Origin of the sequence: Pseudomonas sp. EGD-AK9, assembly GCF_000465935.2 — a bacterium.
Taxonomy (GTDB): Bacteria; Pseudomonadota; Gammaproteobacteria; order Pseudomonadales; family Pseudomonadaceae; genus Aquipseudomonas.
Genome location: NZ_AVOF01000718.1, coordinates 1 through 15,662, shown reverse-complemented (window position 1 = coordinate 15,662; position 15,662 = coordinate 1). Strand labels below are relative to the sequence as shown.

Below are 15,662 nucleotides of genomic sequence, written 5' to 3'. Positions count from 1 at the left end.
CCAATGGCGTGCATGGCCGGGCGCCGCTGAGCCGTTTTGGTTCGAGGTGCCGAGCTCAGGAGGCTGGCTGGACGCGCGCTTCCTCGACGAAATCGCGCAGCCAGCGCAGCACTTCCACCGCCTCCCAGCGTGCCGGGTCGAACAGGGCGTAGGCCAGGCCCTGATAGCCGACCACATCCAGCTGGCGGTGGTAGCCGGCGCGCTGCAGCAGCGCCTCGATCTCGGCGAAGCAGGTGTTGAAGTGCTGGCGGTTAAAGGGCGTGCGGTTCTCGGTGACGATGCCCTCGAGCTGCAGTTCCTCGACCATTTCACGCACCCGCTCCAGCGGCATGCGGTTCACCCGGTGTTTCAGCTGCAGTACGTCCAGCATGGTGCGGCTCCTGTGCATTGGTTCGAGAGACCAAGGGTAAACGAAAAATACTGTACAAATAAACAGTATTGGTGAATAGTGAGGCCACTGCAGCGACATCGACCCGTCCGCCCCGCACGGTGGACGCCTTGCGAGAGGAGAATTGGCAATGCAACAGATGCTGATGACGATTGTGCTATTGGCTGTGCTGAGCGGCTGCGCCCAGCCGCAGATCGAACGGCCGCAGGCCAACGGCGCCTACCTGGTGATCGAGGGCGAGCAGGCCTGGGCCGTGCTGGTGTCCGACGGCCGGCGCGTGGAGGAGGCGGGCAGGGTACTGGACGTGATCCGCCTGCCCGGACATCACTCGAGCATCGCCGCCAGCTACGTGATCGACACGCCCAACTGCGGCAAGCTGCAATGGCTGACCGAGCGCCACGGCGCGGCAGAGGGGGAAACCACCCTGCTGCCGGCGGCGTTCAACGAGGAGTTGGCCAGCCCGGGCTGCGTGCTGGCCCAGGGCCTGAGTCGCGCCTGGACGGCGCTGGATTATTCCGGCTGATATGACCAGGGCGCCTCGCGGCGCCCTGGTGGCTTTACTCGTCAGCGGCCTTGGCCTTCTTCGCCGGCAGCAGGCCGTCGGCGCGGAACATCGCCTTGATCCCGCGCAGCGCCTGGCGGGTGCGATCCTGGTTCTCGATCAGGGCGAAGCGCACGTGGTCGTCGCCGTAGTCGCCGAAGCCCAGGCCCGGCGAGACGCAGACCTTGGCCTCGGCCAGCAGCTTCTTGGCGAATTCCAGCGAGCCGAGCGGGGCATAGGCCTCGGGGATCTTGGCCCAGACGTACATCGAGGCCTTGGGTTTTTCCACCATCCAGCCAATCTCGTGCAGGCCCTTGACCAGCAGGTTGCGACGCTGGCGGTACTGCTCGGCGATGTCGCGCACGCACTGCTGGTCGCCTTCCAGGGCGGCGATGGCGGCCACCTGCAGCGGAGTGAAGGTGCCGTAGTCGTGGTAGCTCTTGATCCGCGCCAGGGCGGACACGAGTTCTTTATTGCCGACCATAAAGCCGATGCGCCAGCCGGCCATGTTGTAGCTCTTGGACAGGGTGAAGAACTCCACCGCGATGTCCTTGGCCCCCGGCACCTGCATGATCGAGGGGGCCTGCCAGCCGTCGTAGACGATGTCGGCGTAGGCCAGGTCGTGCACCACCAGCACGTCGTACTGCTTGGCCAGGGCCACCACGCGCTCGAAGAAGTCCAGCTCCACGCACTGCGCGGTGGGGTTGGAGGGAAACCCCAAGATCATCATCTTCGGCTTGGGGATGGATTCGCGAATCGCCCGTTCCAGCTCGGCGAAGAAGTCCACCCCCGGCACCAGCGGCACCGAACGCACCTGGGCGCCGGCGATCACCGCGCCGTAGATATGAATGGGGTAGCTGGGATTGGGCACCAGCACGGTGTCGCCATGGTCCAGGGTGGCCAGCATCAGGTGCGCAAGGCCTTCCTTGGAGCCGATGGTGACTATGGCTTCGCTTTCCGGGTCGATGTCCACCGCGTAGCGCTCCTGGTACCAGCGCGAGATGGCGCGGCGCAGGCGCGGGATGCCGCGCGAGGTGGAGTAGCCGTGGGTGTCTTCGCGCTGGGCGACCTGCACCAGCTTCTCGACTATGTGCGGCGGCGTGGCGCCGTCGGGGTTGCCCATGCTGAAGTCGATGATGTCCTCGCCGCGGCGGCGGGCGGCCATCTTCAGCTCGGCGGTGATGTTGAACACATAGGGGGGGAGACGATCGATGCGCGCAAAGCGGCGCTTGGCGTTGTCGGCCATGATTTCCTCGAAGTACGTAAGCGCCCGGAACCGTCCGAGCGACGTTGGCCACTGCACTGGCCGGAGGCGACGATAAGGCGCCGGCAGCTCTGCTGTCCAGCGCAGTGGCGGGGAAAATTGCCGGTGCAGTGCGCCTGGGGGCCCTGATGCAACCCGGGGGCGGATCGTCATGCCCCGGGTTGCATCCGGGCTACTGCAGCGGCGCTCAGCCGCCGAGCATTTCGTGCATGGCGATGATCTGCTCGGCGACCTGGATCAGCTTCTGCTGGCGGCTCATGGCCTGGCGGCGCATCAGGGTGTAGGCCTCTTCCTCGTTGCAGCTCTTCATCTTCATCAGCAGGCCCTTGGCCAGCTCGATGCGCTTGCGTTCGGCCAACTGGGCGTCGCGCGCCTGCAACTGGGCACGCAGGGCCTGGTCGCTCTCGAAGCGGGCCATGGCCACGTCGAGAATCGGCTGCAGGCGTTGGGCGTGGATGCCCTCGACTATATAGGCGCTGACCCCGCTCTGGATCGCCTGGCGCATCACGCTGGGGTCGTGTTCGTCGGTGAACATGACGATCGGACGCGGTTGGTCACGGCTGACCAGTACCACCTGTTCCATCACGTCGCGGCCAGGGGACTCGGTGTCGATCAGGATGACGTCGGGGCGCACGGCCTCGACCCGCTCCGGCAGGTCGATGGTCAGCCCGGATTCGTCGATGACCTCGAAGCCGGCCTCGATCAGCGCGCACTTCAGGCGGCCGACCTTCTTCGGGGTATCGTTGATCAGAAGAATACGCAGCATCGCTCACTCTCCCGGCGGTTACAGGGCGACAGCCGGGCTGTCGGCCAGGGCGTGGAGGCGGAAGCTGCGGGCATAGGCTGCGGGGTCGCTGCCGTCCCAGCAGGTGCCGTCCTGCAGGATGGAGCTGCGCATCTCGCCCGGCACGGCAATTCCCAGCGCCGTAGCGGCCTCGCGGTACAGGGCCAGCTGCTGAACTTCGCGGGCCACGCCCAGGTAGTCGGGGTCGTTGCGTAGCAGGCCCCAGCGGCGGAATTGGGTCATGAACCACATGGCATCGGACAGGTAGGGCTGGTTGACCAGGCCGCCGGCATGAAAGCGCAACGGATGCTCGTCCTGCCAGGCGTGGCCGAGGCCGTCTTGATACTGGCCGAGAAAGCGTGGGGTGATTGCCGAGACGGGCGCGTTGACGTATTCGCTGCCGCTGAGCAGCAGGGCGGTGCTGCGCTTGTTTTCCTCGTTGTCATCGATGAAGCGTGCAGCGTCGAGCACCGCCATGATCAGCGAGCGGGCGGTATTGGGGTGCTGTTCGGCGAAGGCGCGGGTGCAGCCAAGGACCTTTTCTGGGTGATCCGGCCAGATTGCCTGGATGGTGGTGACGGTACAGCCGAGTTGTTCATCGACGGCCTTGGCGGTCCAGGGTTCGCCGACGCAGAAGCCGTCGATGCGCTTGGCCTCCAGGTGTTCGATCATCTGCGGCGGTGGCACCACGACGCTGTCGACATCGCGCAGCGGATGGATGCCCTGGCTGGCCAGCCAGTAGTAAAGCCACATGGCATGGGTGCCGGTGGGAAAGGTCTGAGCGAAGGTTAGTCGCGCTTTATTTTGGTGCGCATGCTGGTGCAGTGCTTCACCGCTGGTCACGCCGGCGCTTTGCAGCGTGTGCGACAGGTTGATGCTCTGGCCGTTCTGGTTCAGCCCCATGAGCACCGCCATGTCGGTTGCCGCGGCGCCACCGAGGCCGAGCTGCACGCCGTAGATCAAACCGTACAGGCTGTGGGCGGCGTCCAGCTCGCCGCTTAGCAGGCGGTCGCGCAGGCCGGCCCAGGAGGCCTGGCGCTGCAGTTTGAGGCTCAGGCCGTATTTTTCGGCAAAGCCCTGGGTGGCCGCGACTATTACCGAGGCGGAATCGCTCAGGGCCATGAAACCGATGTTCAGCACGCTCTTTTCCGGTGCATCGCTGCCGCCGACCCAGGCCAGGGCGTCGCCGCGAGGGATATGCTGTTCGCTCATGTCACTTCCTTCATTCACGCATTGGGTTCCGAGCTGCCGGCTGAGGTTTGCAGGGCTGTGCGGGTGGCCCACAAAAAAGGCGTCGTACCGATCACCGCCGTAAAGGGCCGAGTTCGGATACGACGCCGTTGTCGTTCGGGCCTTGTCCGTCGCCGGAGAGGCTCACTGCATGTAGAGAAAGCAAGGCATATGCCAGTGCGCGGAGCATGCGCTGTTGGATGAGGCGTTCAGCGCTCCAGCATCTGCTTCACGCTGCTTTGTGGTATCTGCTGCTTGCGGCCCTCACTATCGGTGAATTCGAGCATGCCGGTGTCCTTGTCCAGTTCCGGCTTGCCGTCGCTGGTGAGCATCTGGCCATCGGTGGTGGTGATGATGTACTCGCTGCTGCAACCGGCCAGGCCGAACAGGCACAGGACGGCGATGATCCATGGCTTCATGACGTGCTCCTGAATGATGATCTGGGGGCTCCCATTTCAGAAGGTAGACGGTGGCGCACTGGCTGCAAGCCGGGTGCGGCAAAAGGCCCATGTGTGCGTGCATAAAAAAGCCCCGCACTAGGCGGGGCTTTTTCTACGACGCTTTGATCAGGCCTGAACGACCGGGATCTTGGCGTTCGCCGCCGCTTCGCGGAAGTCGGCGATCTGGTCGAAGCTCAGGTAGCGGTAGATGTCGCCAGCCATGCTGTCGATATCCTTGGCGTAAACCATGTACTCCTCGACGGTCGGCAGCTTGCCGAGAATCGAAGCGACCGCTGCCAGTTCGGCAGAGGCCAGGTACACGTTGGCGCCATCGCCCAGACGGTTCGGGAAGTTACGGGTGGAGGTCGATACCACGGTGGAGTTGGCAGCCACACGTGCCTGGTTACCCATGCACAGCGAGCAGCCCGGCATCTCCATACGTGCACCGGCCTTGCCGTAGATGCCGTAGTAGCCTTCTTCGGTCAGCTGGTGAGCATCCATCTTGGTCGGCGGCGACAGCCACAGACGGGTCGGGATACCGCCCTTGACCTTGTCCAGCAGCTTACCGGCAGCGCGGAAGTGACCGATGTTGGTCATGCACGAACCGATGAACACTTCGTCGATCTTGTCGCCAGCCACGGTGGACAGCAGGCGGGCGTCGTCCGGGTCGTTCGGGGCGCACAGTACCGGCTCGTTGAGCTGGCTCAGGTCGATTTCGATGACTTCGGCGTACTCGGCGTCCTTGTCGGCTTCCATCAGTACCGGGTTGGCCAGCCAGGCTTCCATCGCCTGAGCACGACGCTCCAGGGTACGGGCATCACCGTAGCCTTCGCTGATCATCCAGCGCAGCAGGGTGATGTTGGACTGCAGGTATTCGGCGATGGCCGCTTCCGGCAACTTGATGGTGCAACCGGCAGCCGAACGCTCGGCGGAGGCATCGGACAGCTCGAACGCCTGCTCGACGGTCAGGTTGTCCAGGCCTTCGATCTCGAGGATACGGCCGGAGAAGATGTTCTTCTTGCCCTTCTTCTCGACGGTCAGCAGGCCTTTCTGGATGGCGTAGTAGGGGATGGCGTGGACCAGGTCACGCAGGGTGATACCCGGTTGCATCTTGCCCTTGAAGCGCACCAGAACGGATTCCGGCATGTCCAGCGGCATGACGCCGGTGGCAGCGGCGAAGGCGACCAGGCCCGAACCGGCCGGGAAGCTGATGCCGATCGGGAAGCGGGTGTGCGAGTCGCCACCGGTGCCGACGGTGTCCGGCAGCAGCATGCGGTTCAGCCAGCTGTGGATGATGCCGTCGCCCGGACGCAGGGACACGCCGCCACGGGTGCGGATGAAATCCGGCAGGGTGTGGTGGGTGGTGACGTCGATCGGCTTCGGATAGGCCGCGGTGTGGCAGAAGGACTGCATCACCAGGTCAGCCGAGAAGCCCAGGCACGCCAGGTCTTTCAGCTCGTCGCGGGTCATCGGGCCGGTGGTGTCCTGGGAACCGACGGTGGTCATCTTCGGTTCGCAGTAGGTGCCCGGACGCACGCCCTCGACGCCGCAGGCCTTGCCGACCATCTTCTGCGCCAGGGTGAAACCCTTGGTGCTGGCAGCAGGCTGGTCCGGCTTCTTGAACAGGTCGGAGGAGCCCAGGCCCAGTTCGGCACGCGCCTTCTCGGTCAGGCCACGGCCGACGATCAGCGGGATACGGCCGCCAGCGCGGACTTCGTCGAGCAGCACCGGGGTTTTCAGTTCGAAGGTGGTGATGACGTCGTCGGTGCCGTGCTTGCAGACTTTGCCAGCGTACGGGTAGACATCGATCACGTCGCCCATGTTGATGTTCGACACGTCGAACTCGATCGGCAGGGCGCCGGCGTCTTCCATGGTGTTGTAGAAGATCGGGGCGATCTTGGTGCCGAAGCAGAAGCCGCCAGCACGCTTGTTCGGCACGTAGGGAATGTCGTCGCCGAAGAACCACAGCACCGAGTTGGTGGCGGACTTACGGGAAGAACCGGTACCGACCACGTCACCGACGTAGGCCACCGGGAAGCCTTTGGCCTTGATCTCTTCGATCTGCTTCAGCGGGCCGATGGCGCCTTGCTGCTGCGGCACGATGCCGTCGCGAGCCATTTTCAGCATGGCCAGGGCGTGCAGCGGGATGTCGGGGCGCGACCAGGCGTCCGGGGCAGGGGACAGGTCGTCGGTGTTGGTTTCGCCCGGCACCTTGAACACGGCCAGGCTGTATTTCTCGGCGATGGCCGGCTTGTTGGTGAACCACTCGCCATCGGCCCAGGACTGCAGCACGGCCTTGGCGTTGGCATTGCCGGCCTTGGCTTTCTCGGCGACGTCGTGGAAGGCGTCGAACATCAGCAGGGTGTGCTTGAGTTGCTCGGCGGCAACGGCGCCCAGGGCGGCGTCGTCCAGCAGCTCGACCATGGTGGCGATGTTGTAGCCGCCCTGCATGGTGCCCAGCAGCTCGACGGCGCGTTGCTTGCTGATCAGCGGGGAAGTGGCTTCGCCCTTGGCCACGGCAGAGAGGAAACCGGCCTTGACGTAGGCGGCTTCATCGACGCCTGGCGGTACGCGGTTGGTGATCAGGTCTACGAGGAATTCTTCTTCGCCAGCCGGCGGGTTTTTCAGCAGCTCGACCAGGCCTGCGGTTTGTTCGGCGTTCAGCGGCTGGGGCACGATACCCTGAGCGGCACGCTCTGCTACGTGTTTGCGATAGGCTTCAAGCACAGTTATTACCCTCATCAGTGGTCCCAAAGGGTTGTCCGGGACGCGATCCAGATACCCATGAACCAGGCGCTTTTCGACTTTATGAGCCGATCAGCCGAGGTTTCACGAGTCTCTTGTAGAAGCTGCTTTCAAAGTTTTACGCCGGCAGGACGGGGTCTGATGAGGGCGGGCGCAGAGGCTCGGGGGGACTCCGAGTGACTGCGCCGCCATCGTACCTGCAGGATCGACTGTGCTCGTGACGCTTTGAAAACAGCTTCCAACGGACATTGGCGCCGTAAAAGGCGGGCCGATTCTAATGGAAAGCGCGGATAAAGTTAAGCCAAAGCCCTGGGCTTGGCGGGGGTGATCTTGCTTAGACAAAGGGCTAACATGCTCGGCCGTCCTGCTGTCTATATTGCTTCTCCATGTCCAATCAACGCATCAAGACGCCTTGCGTGGGTCTGTGCTCGACCGTTTACGGCGATGTGGTATGCCGCGGTTGCAAGCGTTTTCACCACGAGGTGATCAACTGGAACAGCTACGGCGACGAGGAAAAGCGCGCCGTCTGGCTGCGCCTGGAAGTGTTGCTGGTGCAGGTGATGACGGCCAAGGTCGAGGTGTTCGACGAGCAGCGCCTGCGCACCCAGCTGGAGCAGCGGCAGATCCGCTTCGTGCCGCAGCAGTCGCCCTATTGCTGGGCCTACCAGCTGATCGCACGCGGCGCGCGGGTGATCAACCAGCTCGATGCCTACGGCATGGCGCTGCTGCCCGAGTTCCGTGGCTGGGCCTTGCCGGAGCTGCGTGACGCCATCGACCGCGAGTTCTTCCTGCTCTCCGAGGCGCACTACGAGCGCTATATCGCGCCGAAATTCCTCCGCGAAGGCCTGGAACTGCGCGTGTGAGACCGGGTGGGTAGCCCGGATGCAATCCGCCAGCTCGTGCACGACGATCCACTGCCTGGCTTTTGTCCGGCGCACAAAAAATGCCGCTCGCATTTGCGAGCGGCATTTTTGTCTGGCTGGCGTTTATTTCAGCGTTGCGCCACCAGCTCTTCGAGGTGGGCGATGATCTCGTCCGGCTTGAGCACCAGCACGTCGCTTTCCAGCGAGTCGAGAATCACTTCGGCGGTATTGCCGATCAGGGCGCCGGACAGCCCGGTGCGTGCCACGGTGCCGATCACAGTGACCACGGCGCTGAGCTGGTGGGCGATCTGCGGGATCAGCACGTCGGCCGGGCCTTCGACTATGTGCAGGCGATCGTCGCCGATCTCGTATTCGGCCTGGAAGCTCCTGCACTGCTCGCGGTAGCGTGCCTCGATGGTTTCCTTGAGCTGGAAGGTCGGGTCGGCCGCCGACAGCATCGGCGTCGGGTGGGCGGTGATCACGTGCAGTTCGCCCTTGGCCAGGCCGGCGATGTCGTAGCCGTGGCTGATGATGCCGGCGTGCAGGGTGCGGTGCTCGCCGTCGGCATTGCCCACGTCCACCGCGGCGAGGATGGTGCCGCCGGTCCAGGGCTTGTCGGTCTTGACCATCAGCACCGGGCCTGGGCAGTAGCGCAACAGCTTCCAGTCGTCGGGGGTGAGGATGGCTTTCTTCAGTGGGTTGTCCGGCAGGTGCTGCTTGACTACCAGGCCGCAGCCTTCGGCCTGTTGCACGGCGATGATGGTCTGGTACGGGCTGTCGTGCCAGGCCTGCTGGGCGGAGACGGCGAAACCTTCCTCGCTCAGGCTGCTGCTGAGGTCGTTGAGCCAGGCGCTGTGCTCGCCCTTCTTGTCGCACACCAGCAGGTGCAGGCGCGATTGGGTGACTCCGGCTATCAGTTTCGCGCGCTTGAGCGCGAGGCCCTCCGGGTGCTGCGGCTCCATTACCACCAGGATGCTGCGGATCGCTTGCATGGTCGTCTCCCTGAGAATGAGTGGCACTTATTCAACTATAGCGGTGCGCGGTTGACGGGCTTGTTGACCTGCATCAACGGCGCGCTGGCCGTCTTGGCGCTCACTCGTATAATGGCCCGCCATTGCCAACCCCGCCAGCGTTCGAGAGCGCCCCCTGATGATGTCAATTGCCCAGCATATTCCGAGTAAAGGCGAGGAAAGCGCGTCGATCCTGCAGGAAATCCTCGAGTTTCTCGGCGGCGTCGCCACCCCGGCGGCCTGGCTGGACGAGGCCCTGCGCCAGCAGGAAATCCTCCTGCTCGACCACCGCAATCTGGAATACAAGGCGGCGCAGACGGCCCTGAGCCTGATGGGGCGCTACCTGACAAAGACCGAATTGACCGCGAGAATGTCGCGTTTGGCCCGTGAGGAGCTGGTGCACTTCGAGCAGGTGAGCAAGATCATCCGCGGCCGCGGCATCGAGGTTCGCCACGTTTCCGCTTCGCGCTACGCCGCCGGCCTGCGCGCGCTGCTGCGGGGCGGGGAAGTGGAGCGGCTGGTGGATGTGCTGGTGATCGGCGCCTTTATCGAGGCGCGTTCCTGCGAGCGCTTCGCCGCCCTGGTGCCGCGCCTGGATGCCGAACTGGCCAAGTTCTACGCCGGGCTGCTGGAGAGTGAAGGGCGCCACTATCGGGGCTATCTCAAGCTCGCCTACCTGTATGGCGACTCAGCCGACGTGGATGCGCGTATCGAAGTGGTGCGCGCGGTGGAGCAGGAGCTGATCACCTCGGCGGACGAGCAGTTCCGTTTCCATAGCGGTGTGCCGGCCTGAAAGCGGGCGGGAAAACGCGCACAAAACATGTAGGAGCGGCTTCAGCCGCGAAGTGATGGGCGCGTTCGCGGCTGAAGCGGAATGCCGCCCAGCCGCTCCTACAAGGTCGTATGGCTGTCGGGCGTCGTGGGCGTCAGCTCGAACGGCGCCTGGTTGAACCCCTCGTCATCGACCTGCAGCGCCCACCCCTGGCGATCCCAGTCACCCAGCACGATGCGCCGCGCCGCTTGGCCGTTCACGTCCAGTTCGTGCACCGCCGGCCTGTGGGTATGGCCATGGATCAGCGTGCGCACGCCGTGCGCGGCCATCACCTCCATCACCTCCGCCGGCGTGACGTCGACTATCTCGCTGGCTTTCATCCGCGTCTGCGCGCGGCTTTCGTTGCGCAGCTTGCGCGCCAGCTTCTGTCGGGTGCCCAGTGGCAGGTTGCGCAGGATCAGCAAGGACAGCGGGTTGCGCAGCCAGCGACGCAGCTTCATATAGCCGACGTCCAGGGTGCACAGGCTGTCGCCGTGCATCAGCAGCACGCGCGCTCCGGCCATTTCGACCAGGCTGGGATCCTTCAGCAGGGTACAGCCGGCCTCGCGGCAGAAGCGCTGGCCGATGAGGAAGTCGCGGTTGCCGTGCATCAGGTAGATGCGCGTGCCGGCGTCGCTCAGTTCGCGCAGCGCGCGGGCGATTTCATGCTGGAAGGGCGTCATGCCATCGTCGCCGATCCAGACTTCGAAGAAGTCGCCGAGGATGTACAGCGCCTCGGCCTGGCGCGCGCGGGTGGCGAGAAAATGCAGAAACGCCCGGGTGATGTCCGGGCGTTGCTCTTCGAGATGCAGATCGGAGATCAGCAGGATCATCGACTTACTCGGCGACGACTTCGGCCTTCTCGATGATCACGTCGTCCACCGGCACGTCCTGGTGGCCGGCCTTCATGGTGGTAGCCACGGCCTTGATCTTCTCGACCACGTCCATGCCTTCGACCACTTCACCGAATACCGCGTAGCCCCAGCCCTGAACGGTCGGTGCGCTGTGGTTGAGGAAGCTGTTGTCGGCGACGTTGATGAAGAACTGTGCGCTGGCCGAATGCGGCTCCATGGTGCGGGCCATGGCAATGGTGCCGACCTTGTTGGCGACGCCGTTGTTGGCTTCGTTCTTGATCGGCGCGCGGGTCGGCTTCTGCTTCATGCCCGGCTCGAAACCGCCGCCTTGGATCATGAAGTTGCCGATCACGCGGTGGAAGATGGTGCCGTCGTAGTGGCCTTCCTTCACGTACTGTTCGAAGTTGGCCACGGTTTCCGGGGCCTTGTCGGCGAACAGCTTCAGGGTGATGACGCCGTGGTTGGTGTGCAGTTTGATCATGGGGGGGACTCACTCTTGAATGGGGCAGGGCACCGAGCTCGGGCGGGCGCCGGAGCGGCCACTGCATTGCAGCTGTCAGGGGGTTGACGGGTTGGGTATGATACGGGCTTTGTTCCAGTCGGCCTACCCAGGGGGAATCTCTAAAAACTACCTGCGTTGCCATTGCTGCGTTAAAAACAGGCTCGGAATGCTCATTTACAACTCGTAAACTGCGCTTCCTCGCCTGTTTGACTCGCTGGCGCTCGCCCTTCGGGCCAGCCTTTGGCTGTTACTCCCGTTGGTCGTTGCGCCTTGCTCTGGCTGCCTCGCCTACGTTTTTAGAGGTTCCCCCCTGCGCCGCGCCAGCATGATCTTAAGGACCCCATGAGCAAGCCCACCGTCGAAAAAGCCGCCAACTTCCTGCGCCCCATCGTCCAGGCCGATCTGGACAGCGGCAAGCACGCCAAGATCGTCACCCGCTTCCCGCCGGAGCCCAATGGCTACCTGCATATCGGTCATGCCAAGAGCATCTGCCTGAACTTCGGCCTGGCCCAGGAGTTCGGCGGCGAGTGCAACCTGCGCTTCGACGACACCAACCCGGCCAAGGAAGACCAGGAATACATCGATGCGATCAAGGCCGACGTCGAGTGGCTGGGCTTTTCGTGGGCCGGTAGCGAGCGCTACGCCTCCGACTACTTCGACCAGCTGCATGCCTGGGCCATCGAGCTGATCAAGGCCGGCAAGGCCTTCGTCTGCGACCTCAACGCCGACGAGATGCGCGCCTACCGCGGCAGCCTGACCGAGCCGGGCAAGAACAGCCCGTTCCGCGAGCGCTCGGTGGAGGAGAACCTCGACCTGTTCGCCCGCATGAAGGCCGGCGAGTTCGCCGACGGCGCCCGCTCGCTGCGCGCCAAGATCGACATGGCCTCGCCGAACATCAACCTGCGCGATCCGATCCTCTACCGCATCCGTCACGCCCATCACCACCAGACCGGCGACAGGTGGTGCATCTACCCCAGCTACGACTTCACCCACGGTCAGTCGGACGCCATCGAGGGCATCACCCACTCCATCTGCACCCTGGAGTTCGAGGACCATCGGCCGCTCTACGAGTGGTTCCTGGCCAACCTGTCGGTGCCGGCGCAGCCGCGCCAGTACGAATTCGCCCGGCTGAACCTGAACTACACCATCACCAGCAAGCGCAAGCTCAAGCAACTGGTCGATGAAGGCCATGTGCATGGCTGGGACGATCCGCGCATGTCCACCCTGTCCGGCTACCGGCGCCGCGGCTACACCCCGGCCTCGATCCGCGCCTTCTGCGACATGATCGGCGTCAACCGCGCCGGCGGCGTGGTGGATATCGGCATGCTGGAGTTCGCCATCCGCGAGGACCTGGACGCCAACGCTGCCCGTGCCATGTGCGTGCTCAAACCGCTCAAGGTCGTCATCACCAACTACCCGGAGGGCCAGGTCGAGAACCTCGAACTGCCGCGCCATCCCAAGCAGGACATGGGCGTGCGCGTGCTGCCGTTCAGCCGCGAGCTCTATATCGACGCCAGCGACTTCGAGGAAACTCCGCCGGACGGCTTCAAGCGCCTGATCCCGGGCGGCGAAGTGCGCCTGCGCGGCAGCTACGTGATCCGCGCCGACGAGGCGATCAAGGACGCCGCCGGCAATATCGTCGAGCTGCGCTGCTCTTATGACGAAAACACCCTGGGCAAGAACCCGGAAGGCCGCAAGGTCAAGGGTGTGATCCACTGGGTGCCGGCCGCCGAAAGCGTCGAGTGCGAAGTGCGCCTGTACGATCGCCTGTTCCGCTCGGCCAACCCGGAGAAGGCCGAGGAGGGCCAGACCTTCCTCGACAACATCAACCCGGATTCGCTGGTGGTGCTCACCGGCTGCCGCGCCGAACCGTCGCTGGCCCAGGCTGCGCGGGAAGAGCGTTTCCAGTTCGAGCGCGAAGGCTACTTCGTCGCCGACCTGAAGGACTCGCAGCCGGGCAAGCCGGTGTTCAACCGTACAGTCACCCTGCGCGACTCCTGGGGGCAATAACGGCTGTCAAATTGCTGCGCTCGATCATGCTGTGTTGAAGCGAGGTTCGGAATGCTCATGTACTGCAGTACATTCCGCTTCCTCACCCCGCTTCGCCTTGCCTGATCTTCGCTCGCTGCTTTGAAAGCCGTTCTTGAGGAATCTGAAAAGATGCTGAGCATTTACAACACCCTGAGCAAGACCAAGGACGCCTTCCAGCCGCTGGAAGGCAACAGCGTGCGCATGTACGTGTGCGGCATGACCGTCTACGACTTCTGCCATATCGGCCACGCCCGCGTCATGGTGGCCTTCGACGTGGTCACCCGCTGGCTGCGCCAGCGCGGCTATGATGTGACCTACGTGCGCAACATCACCGATATCGACGACAAGATCATCAAGCGCGCGCAGGAGAACGGCGAGCCGTTCGAGGCCCTGGTCGAGCGCATGATCAAAGCCATGCACGAGGACGAGGCGCGCTTGAGTGTGCTGCGCCCGGACATCGAGCCGCGCGCCACCGGCCATATCGCCGGCATGCACCAGATGATCCAGACCCTGATCGACAAGGGCTACGCCTACGCCCCGGGCAATGGCGACGTGTACTACCGCGTCGGCAAGTTCGAAGGCTACGGCAAACTGTCGCGCCGCAAGATCGACGAGCTGAAGATCGGCGCGCGCATCGAGGTCGACGAGATCAAGCAGGACCCATTGGACTTCGTCCTGTGGAAGGGCGCCAAGCCCGGCGAGCCGTGCTGGGATTCGCCCTGGGGCAAGGGCCGTCCGGGCTGGCACATCGAGTGCTCGGTGATGTCCACCTGCTGCCTGGGCGAGACCTTCGACATCCACGGCGGCGGCCCGGATTTGGTGTTCCCGCACCACGAGAACGAGATCGCGCAGAGCGAGGCGGCCACCGGCAAGCTCTACGCCAAGGCCTGGATGCACGCCGGCGCGGTGCGCGTGGACGGCGAGAAGATGTCCAAGAGCCTGGGCAACTTCTTCACCATCCGCGAAGTGCTGGAGAAGTACCACCCCGAGGTGGTGCGCTACCTGCTGGTGTCCAGCCACTACCGCAGCCCGATCAACTATTCCGAAGACAGCCTCAAGGAAGCCAAGGGCGCCCTGGAGCGCTTCTACAACGGCCTGAAGGGGTTGCCGGAAGTGGCACCTGCCGGCGGCGAGGAATTCGTCGAGCGTTTCGGTGCGGCGATGGATGACGACTTCAACTCGCCGGAAGCCTGCGCTGTGCTGTTCGAGATGATCCGCGAGGTCAACCGCCTGCGCGAGACTGATGTCCAGGCTGCCGCCGGCCTGGCCGCCCAGCTCAAGCAGCTGGCCTCCGTGCTCGGTGTGCTGCAGCTCGAGCCGGATGCCTTCCTGCAGGCCGGCGCCGCCGGTAAGGTCGACGCCGCCGAGGTCGAAGCGCTGATCGCCGCGCGCCTTGCGGCCCGCGCCGAGAAGAACTGGGCCGAGAGCGACCGCATCCGCGACCAGCTCACCGCCATGGGCGTGGTGCTGGAAGACGGCAAGGGCGGCACCAGCTGGCGCCTGGCCGAGTAACAGATTGCGCAGGTAACACGACAAGGGCCGCTTTCGAGCGGCCCTTGTCGTTTATGCCAGCGCCGCGCGGCGGCCGCGCTCCAGGTCGACGCTGGCCAGGATCAGCAGGCCGATGACGAAATAACTGCCGGTGATCAGCATCGCCAGGCGGTGGTCGCCGCCGCTCAGCCAGCTGGTCAGGCCGTAGGTCATGGGGCCGAGGATGGACGCCAGCTTGACCGCCTGGCCCCACAGGCCAAAGAACTCCGCCAGGCGCGTCGACGGCGCCAGTAGCCCGACTATGGCGCGCCCGGCCGACTGGCTGGCGCCCATGCACAGGCCAGCGAGGTTGGCGGCCAGCCAGAACAACAGCGGCCCCTGGGCCGCCCAGACCAGACCGACCATGGCGATCCAGCCCAGCAGGGTAAGGCTCAGGGTGGCGCGGTGGCCGATACGGTCCTGCAGCCAGCCGAACAGCACGGCGCCGATGGCGGCGGTGACGTTCACCGCGAAGATCAGTAGCAGGGTGTCCTGGGTGCTGAAGCCCATGACCTGGTCGGCATAGATGGCGGCCAGGGTGATCACCGCCGAGATGCCGGCCTGGTAGCACACGGTGCACAGCAAAAAACGCAGCAGGTCGCGGTAGCGCCCGGCCTCGCCCAGGGTATGGGCGAGGCGTGCCCAGGCCGCCCGTGCGCCGGTGGCGGC

Annotated in this window: 15 protein-coding genes; 5 read left to right on the top strand and 10 right to left on the bottom strand. The window is 64.4% G+C overall.

Annotated elements, in window-relative coordinates:
• Nucleotides 1-55 precede the first annotated feature (55 nt).
• Entirely contained in the window at nucleotides 56-370 is a 315-nt protein-coding gene (locus N878_RS23240; RefSeq protein ID WP_021445895.1) for a hypothetical protein, read from the bottom strand.
• 148 nt (nucleotides 371-518) lie between these two features.
• Between N878_RS23240 and N878_RS23235 the strand changes: the two genes are divergently transcribed.
• The gene (locus N878_RS23235; RefSeq protein WP_021445894.1) at nucleotides 519-911 is read left to right on the top strand and encodes a lipoprotein; all 393 of its coding nucleotides are present in this window, start codon (nucleotides 519-521) and stop codon (nucleotides 909-911) included.
• A 34-nt stretch (nucleotides 912-945) separates the two neighbouring features.
• Here the strand turns inward: N878_RS23235 and alaC are convergent, their stop codons facing one another.
• The 5 genes from alaC to acnB all read right to left on the bottom strand — a co-directional run bounded on the left by alaC (nucleotide 946) and on the right by acnB (nucleotide 7,374).
• Nucleotides 946-2,175, bottom strand: coding sequence for an alanine transaminase (alaC, locus tag N878_RS23230; RefSeq protein ID WP_021445893.1), 1,230 nt, complete (start codon nucleotides 2,173-2,175; stop codon nucleotides 946-948).
• 205 nt (nucleotides 2,176-2,380) lie between these two features.
• Complete coding sequence (locus N878_RS23225; RefSeq protein WP_021445892.1) at nucleotides 2,381-2,959, bottom strand: ANTAR domain-containing response regulator; 579 nt, start codon at nucleotides 2,957-2,959, stop codon at nucleotides 2,381-2,383.
• A gap of 18 nt (nucleotides 2,960-2,977) precedes the next feature.
• On the bottom strand, nucleotides 2,978-4,189 hold the full coding sequence (locus N878_RS23220; protein WP_021445891.1) for a CmpA/NrtA family ABC transporter substrate-binding protein: 1,212 nt from the start codon (nucleotides 4,187-4,189) through the stop codon (nucleotides 2,978-2,980).
• 227 nt (nucleotides 4,190-4,416) lie between these two features.
• Entirely contained in the window at nucleotides 4,417-4,626 is a 210-nt protein-coding gene (locus N878_RS23215) for a YgdI/YgdR family lipoprotein (protein ID WP_017677179.1), read from the bottom strand.
• A gap of 147 nt (nucleotides 4,627-4,773) precedes the next feature.
• Nucleotides 4,774-7,374 (bottom strand): bifunctional aconitate hydratase 2/2-methylisocitrate dehydratase, encoded by a 2,601-nt coding sequence (gene acnB, locus N878_RS23210; protein WP_036988876.1) that lies wholly within the window; start codon nucleotides 7,372-7,374, stop codon nucleotides 4,774-4,776.
• A gap of 404 nt (nucleotides 7,375-7,778) precedes the next feature.
• On the opposite strand from acnB, the gene N878_RS23205 reads away from it, so the two are divergent.
• Nucleotides 7,779-8,255 carry a DUF1289 domain-containing protein gene (locus N878_RS23205; protein WP_031303887.1) on the top strand — a complete coding sequence of 159 codons (477 nt, stop codon included), beginning with the start codon at nucleotides 7,779-7,781 and terminating at the stop codon, nucleotides 8,253-8,255.
• A gap of 128 nt (nucleotides 8,256-8,383) precedes the next feature.
• Here the strand turns inward: N878_RS23205 and N878_RS23200 are convergent, their stop codons facing one another.
• Nucleotides 8,384-9,247 (bottom strand): universal stress protein, encoded by an 864-nt coding sequence (locus N878_RS23200; protein WP_021445888.1) that lies wholly within the window; start codon nucleotides 9,245-9,247, stop codon nucleotides 8,384-8,386.
• A gap of 157 nt (nucleotides 9,248-9,404) precedes the next feature.
• Between N878_RS23200 and N878_RS23195 the strand changes: the two genes are divergently transcribed.
• Entirely contained in the window at nucleotides 9,405-10,058 is a 654-nt protein-coding gene (locus N878_RS23195; protein WP_021445887.1) for a tRNA-(ms[2]io[6]A)-hydroxylase, read from the top strand.
• A 98-nt stretch (nucleotides 10,059-10,156) separates the two neighbouring features.
• Here N878_RS23195 and lpxH read toward each other — a convergent pair whose 3' ends face one another.
• Both lpxH and N878_RS23185 read right to left on the bottom strand, forming a co-directional pair.
• Entirely contained in the window at nucleotides 10,157-10,909 is a 753-nt protein-coding gene (lpxH, locus tag N878_RS23190; protein WP_021445886.1) for a UDP-2,3-diacylglucosamine diphosphatase, read from the bottom strand.
• Nucleotides 10,910-10,913: 4 nt separating this feature from the next.
• The gene (locus N878_RS23185; protein ID WP_021445885.1) at nucleotides 10,914-11,411 is read right to left on the bottom strand and encodes a peptidylprolyl isomerase; all 498 of its coding nucleotides are present in this window, start codon (nucleotides 11,409-11,411) and stop codon (nucleotides 10,914-10,916) included.
• Nucleotides 11,412-11,774: 363 nt separating this feature from the next.
• Here N878_RS23185 and N878_RS23180 point away from each other — a divergent pair, with 363 nt between their 5' ends.
• Nucleotides 11,775-13,442, top strand: a complete 1,668-nt coding sequence (locus N878_RS23180; RefSeq protein WP_021445884.1) for a glutamine--tRNA ligase/YqeY domain fusion protein — start codon at nucleotides 11,775-11,777, stop codon at nucleotides 13,440-13,442.
• A gap of 150 nt (nucleotides 13,443-13,592) precedes the next feature.
• Nucleotides 13,593-14,975: a cysteine--tRNA ligase gene (cysS, locus tag N878_RS23175; protein ID WP_021445883.1), complete on the top strand. Its 1,383-nt coding sequence runs from the start codon at nucleotides 13,593-13,595 to the stop codon at nucleotides 14,973-14,975.
• Nucleotides 14,976-15,026: 51 nt separating this feature from the next.
• Here the strand turns inward: cysS and N878_RS23170 are convergent.
• Nucleotides 15,027-15,662, bottom strand: a 636-nt coding sequence (locus N878_RS23170; RefSeq protein WP_021445882.1) for an MFS transporter, incomplete at its 5' end; no start/stop codon positions are given.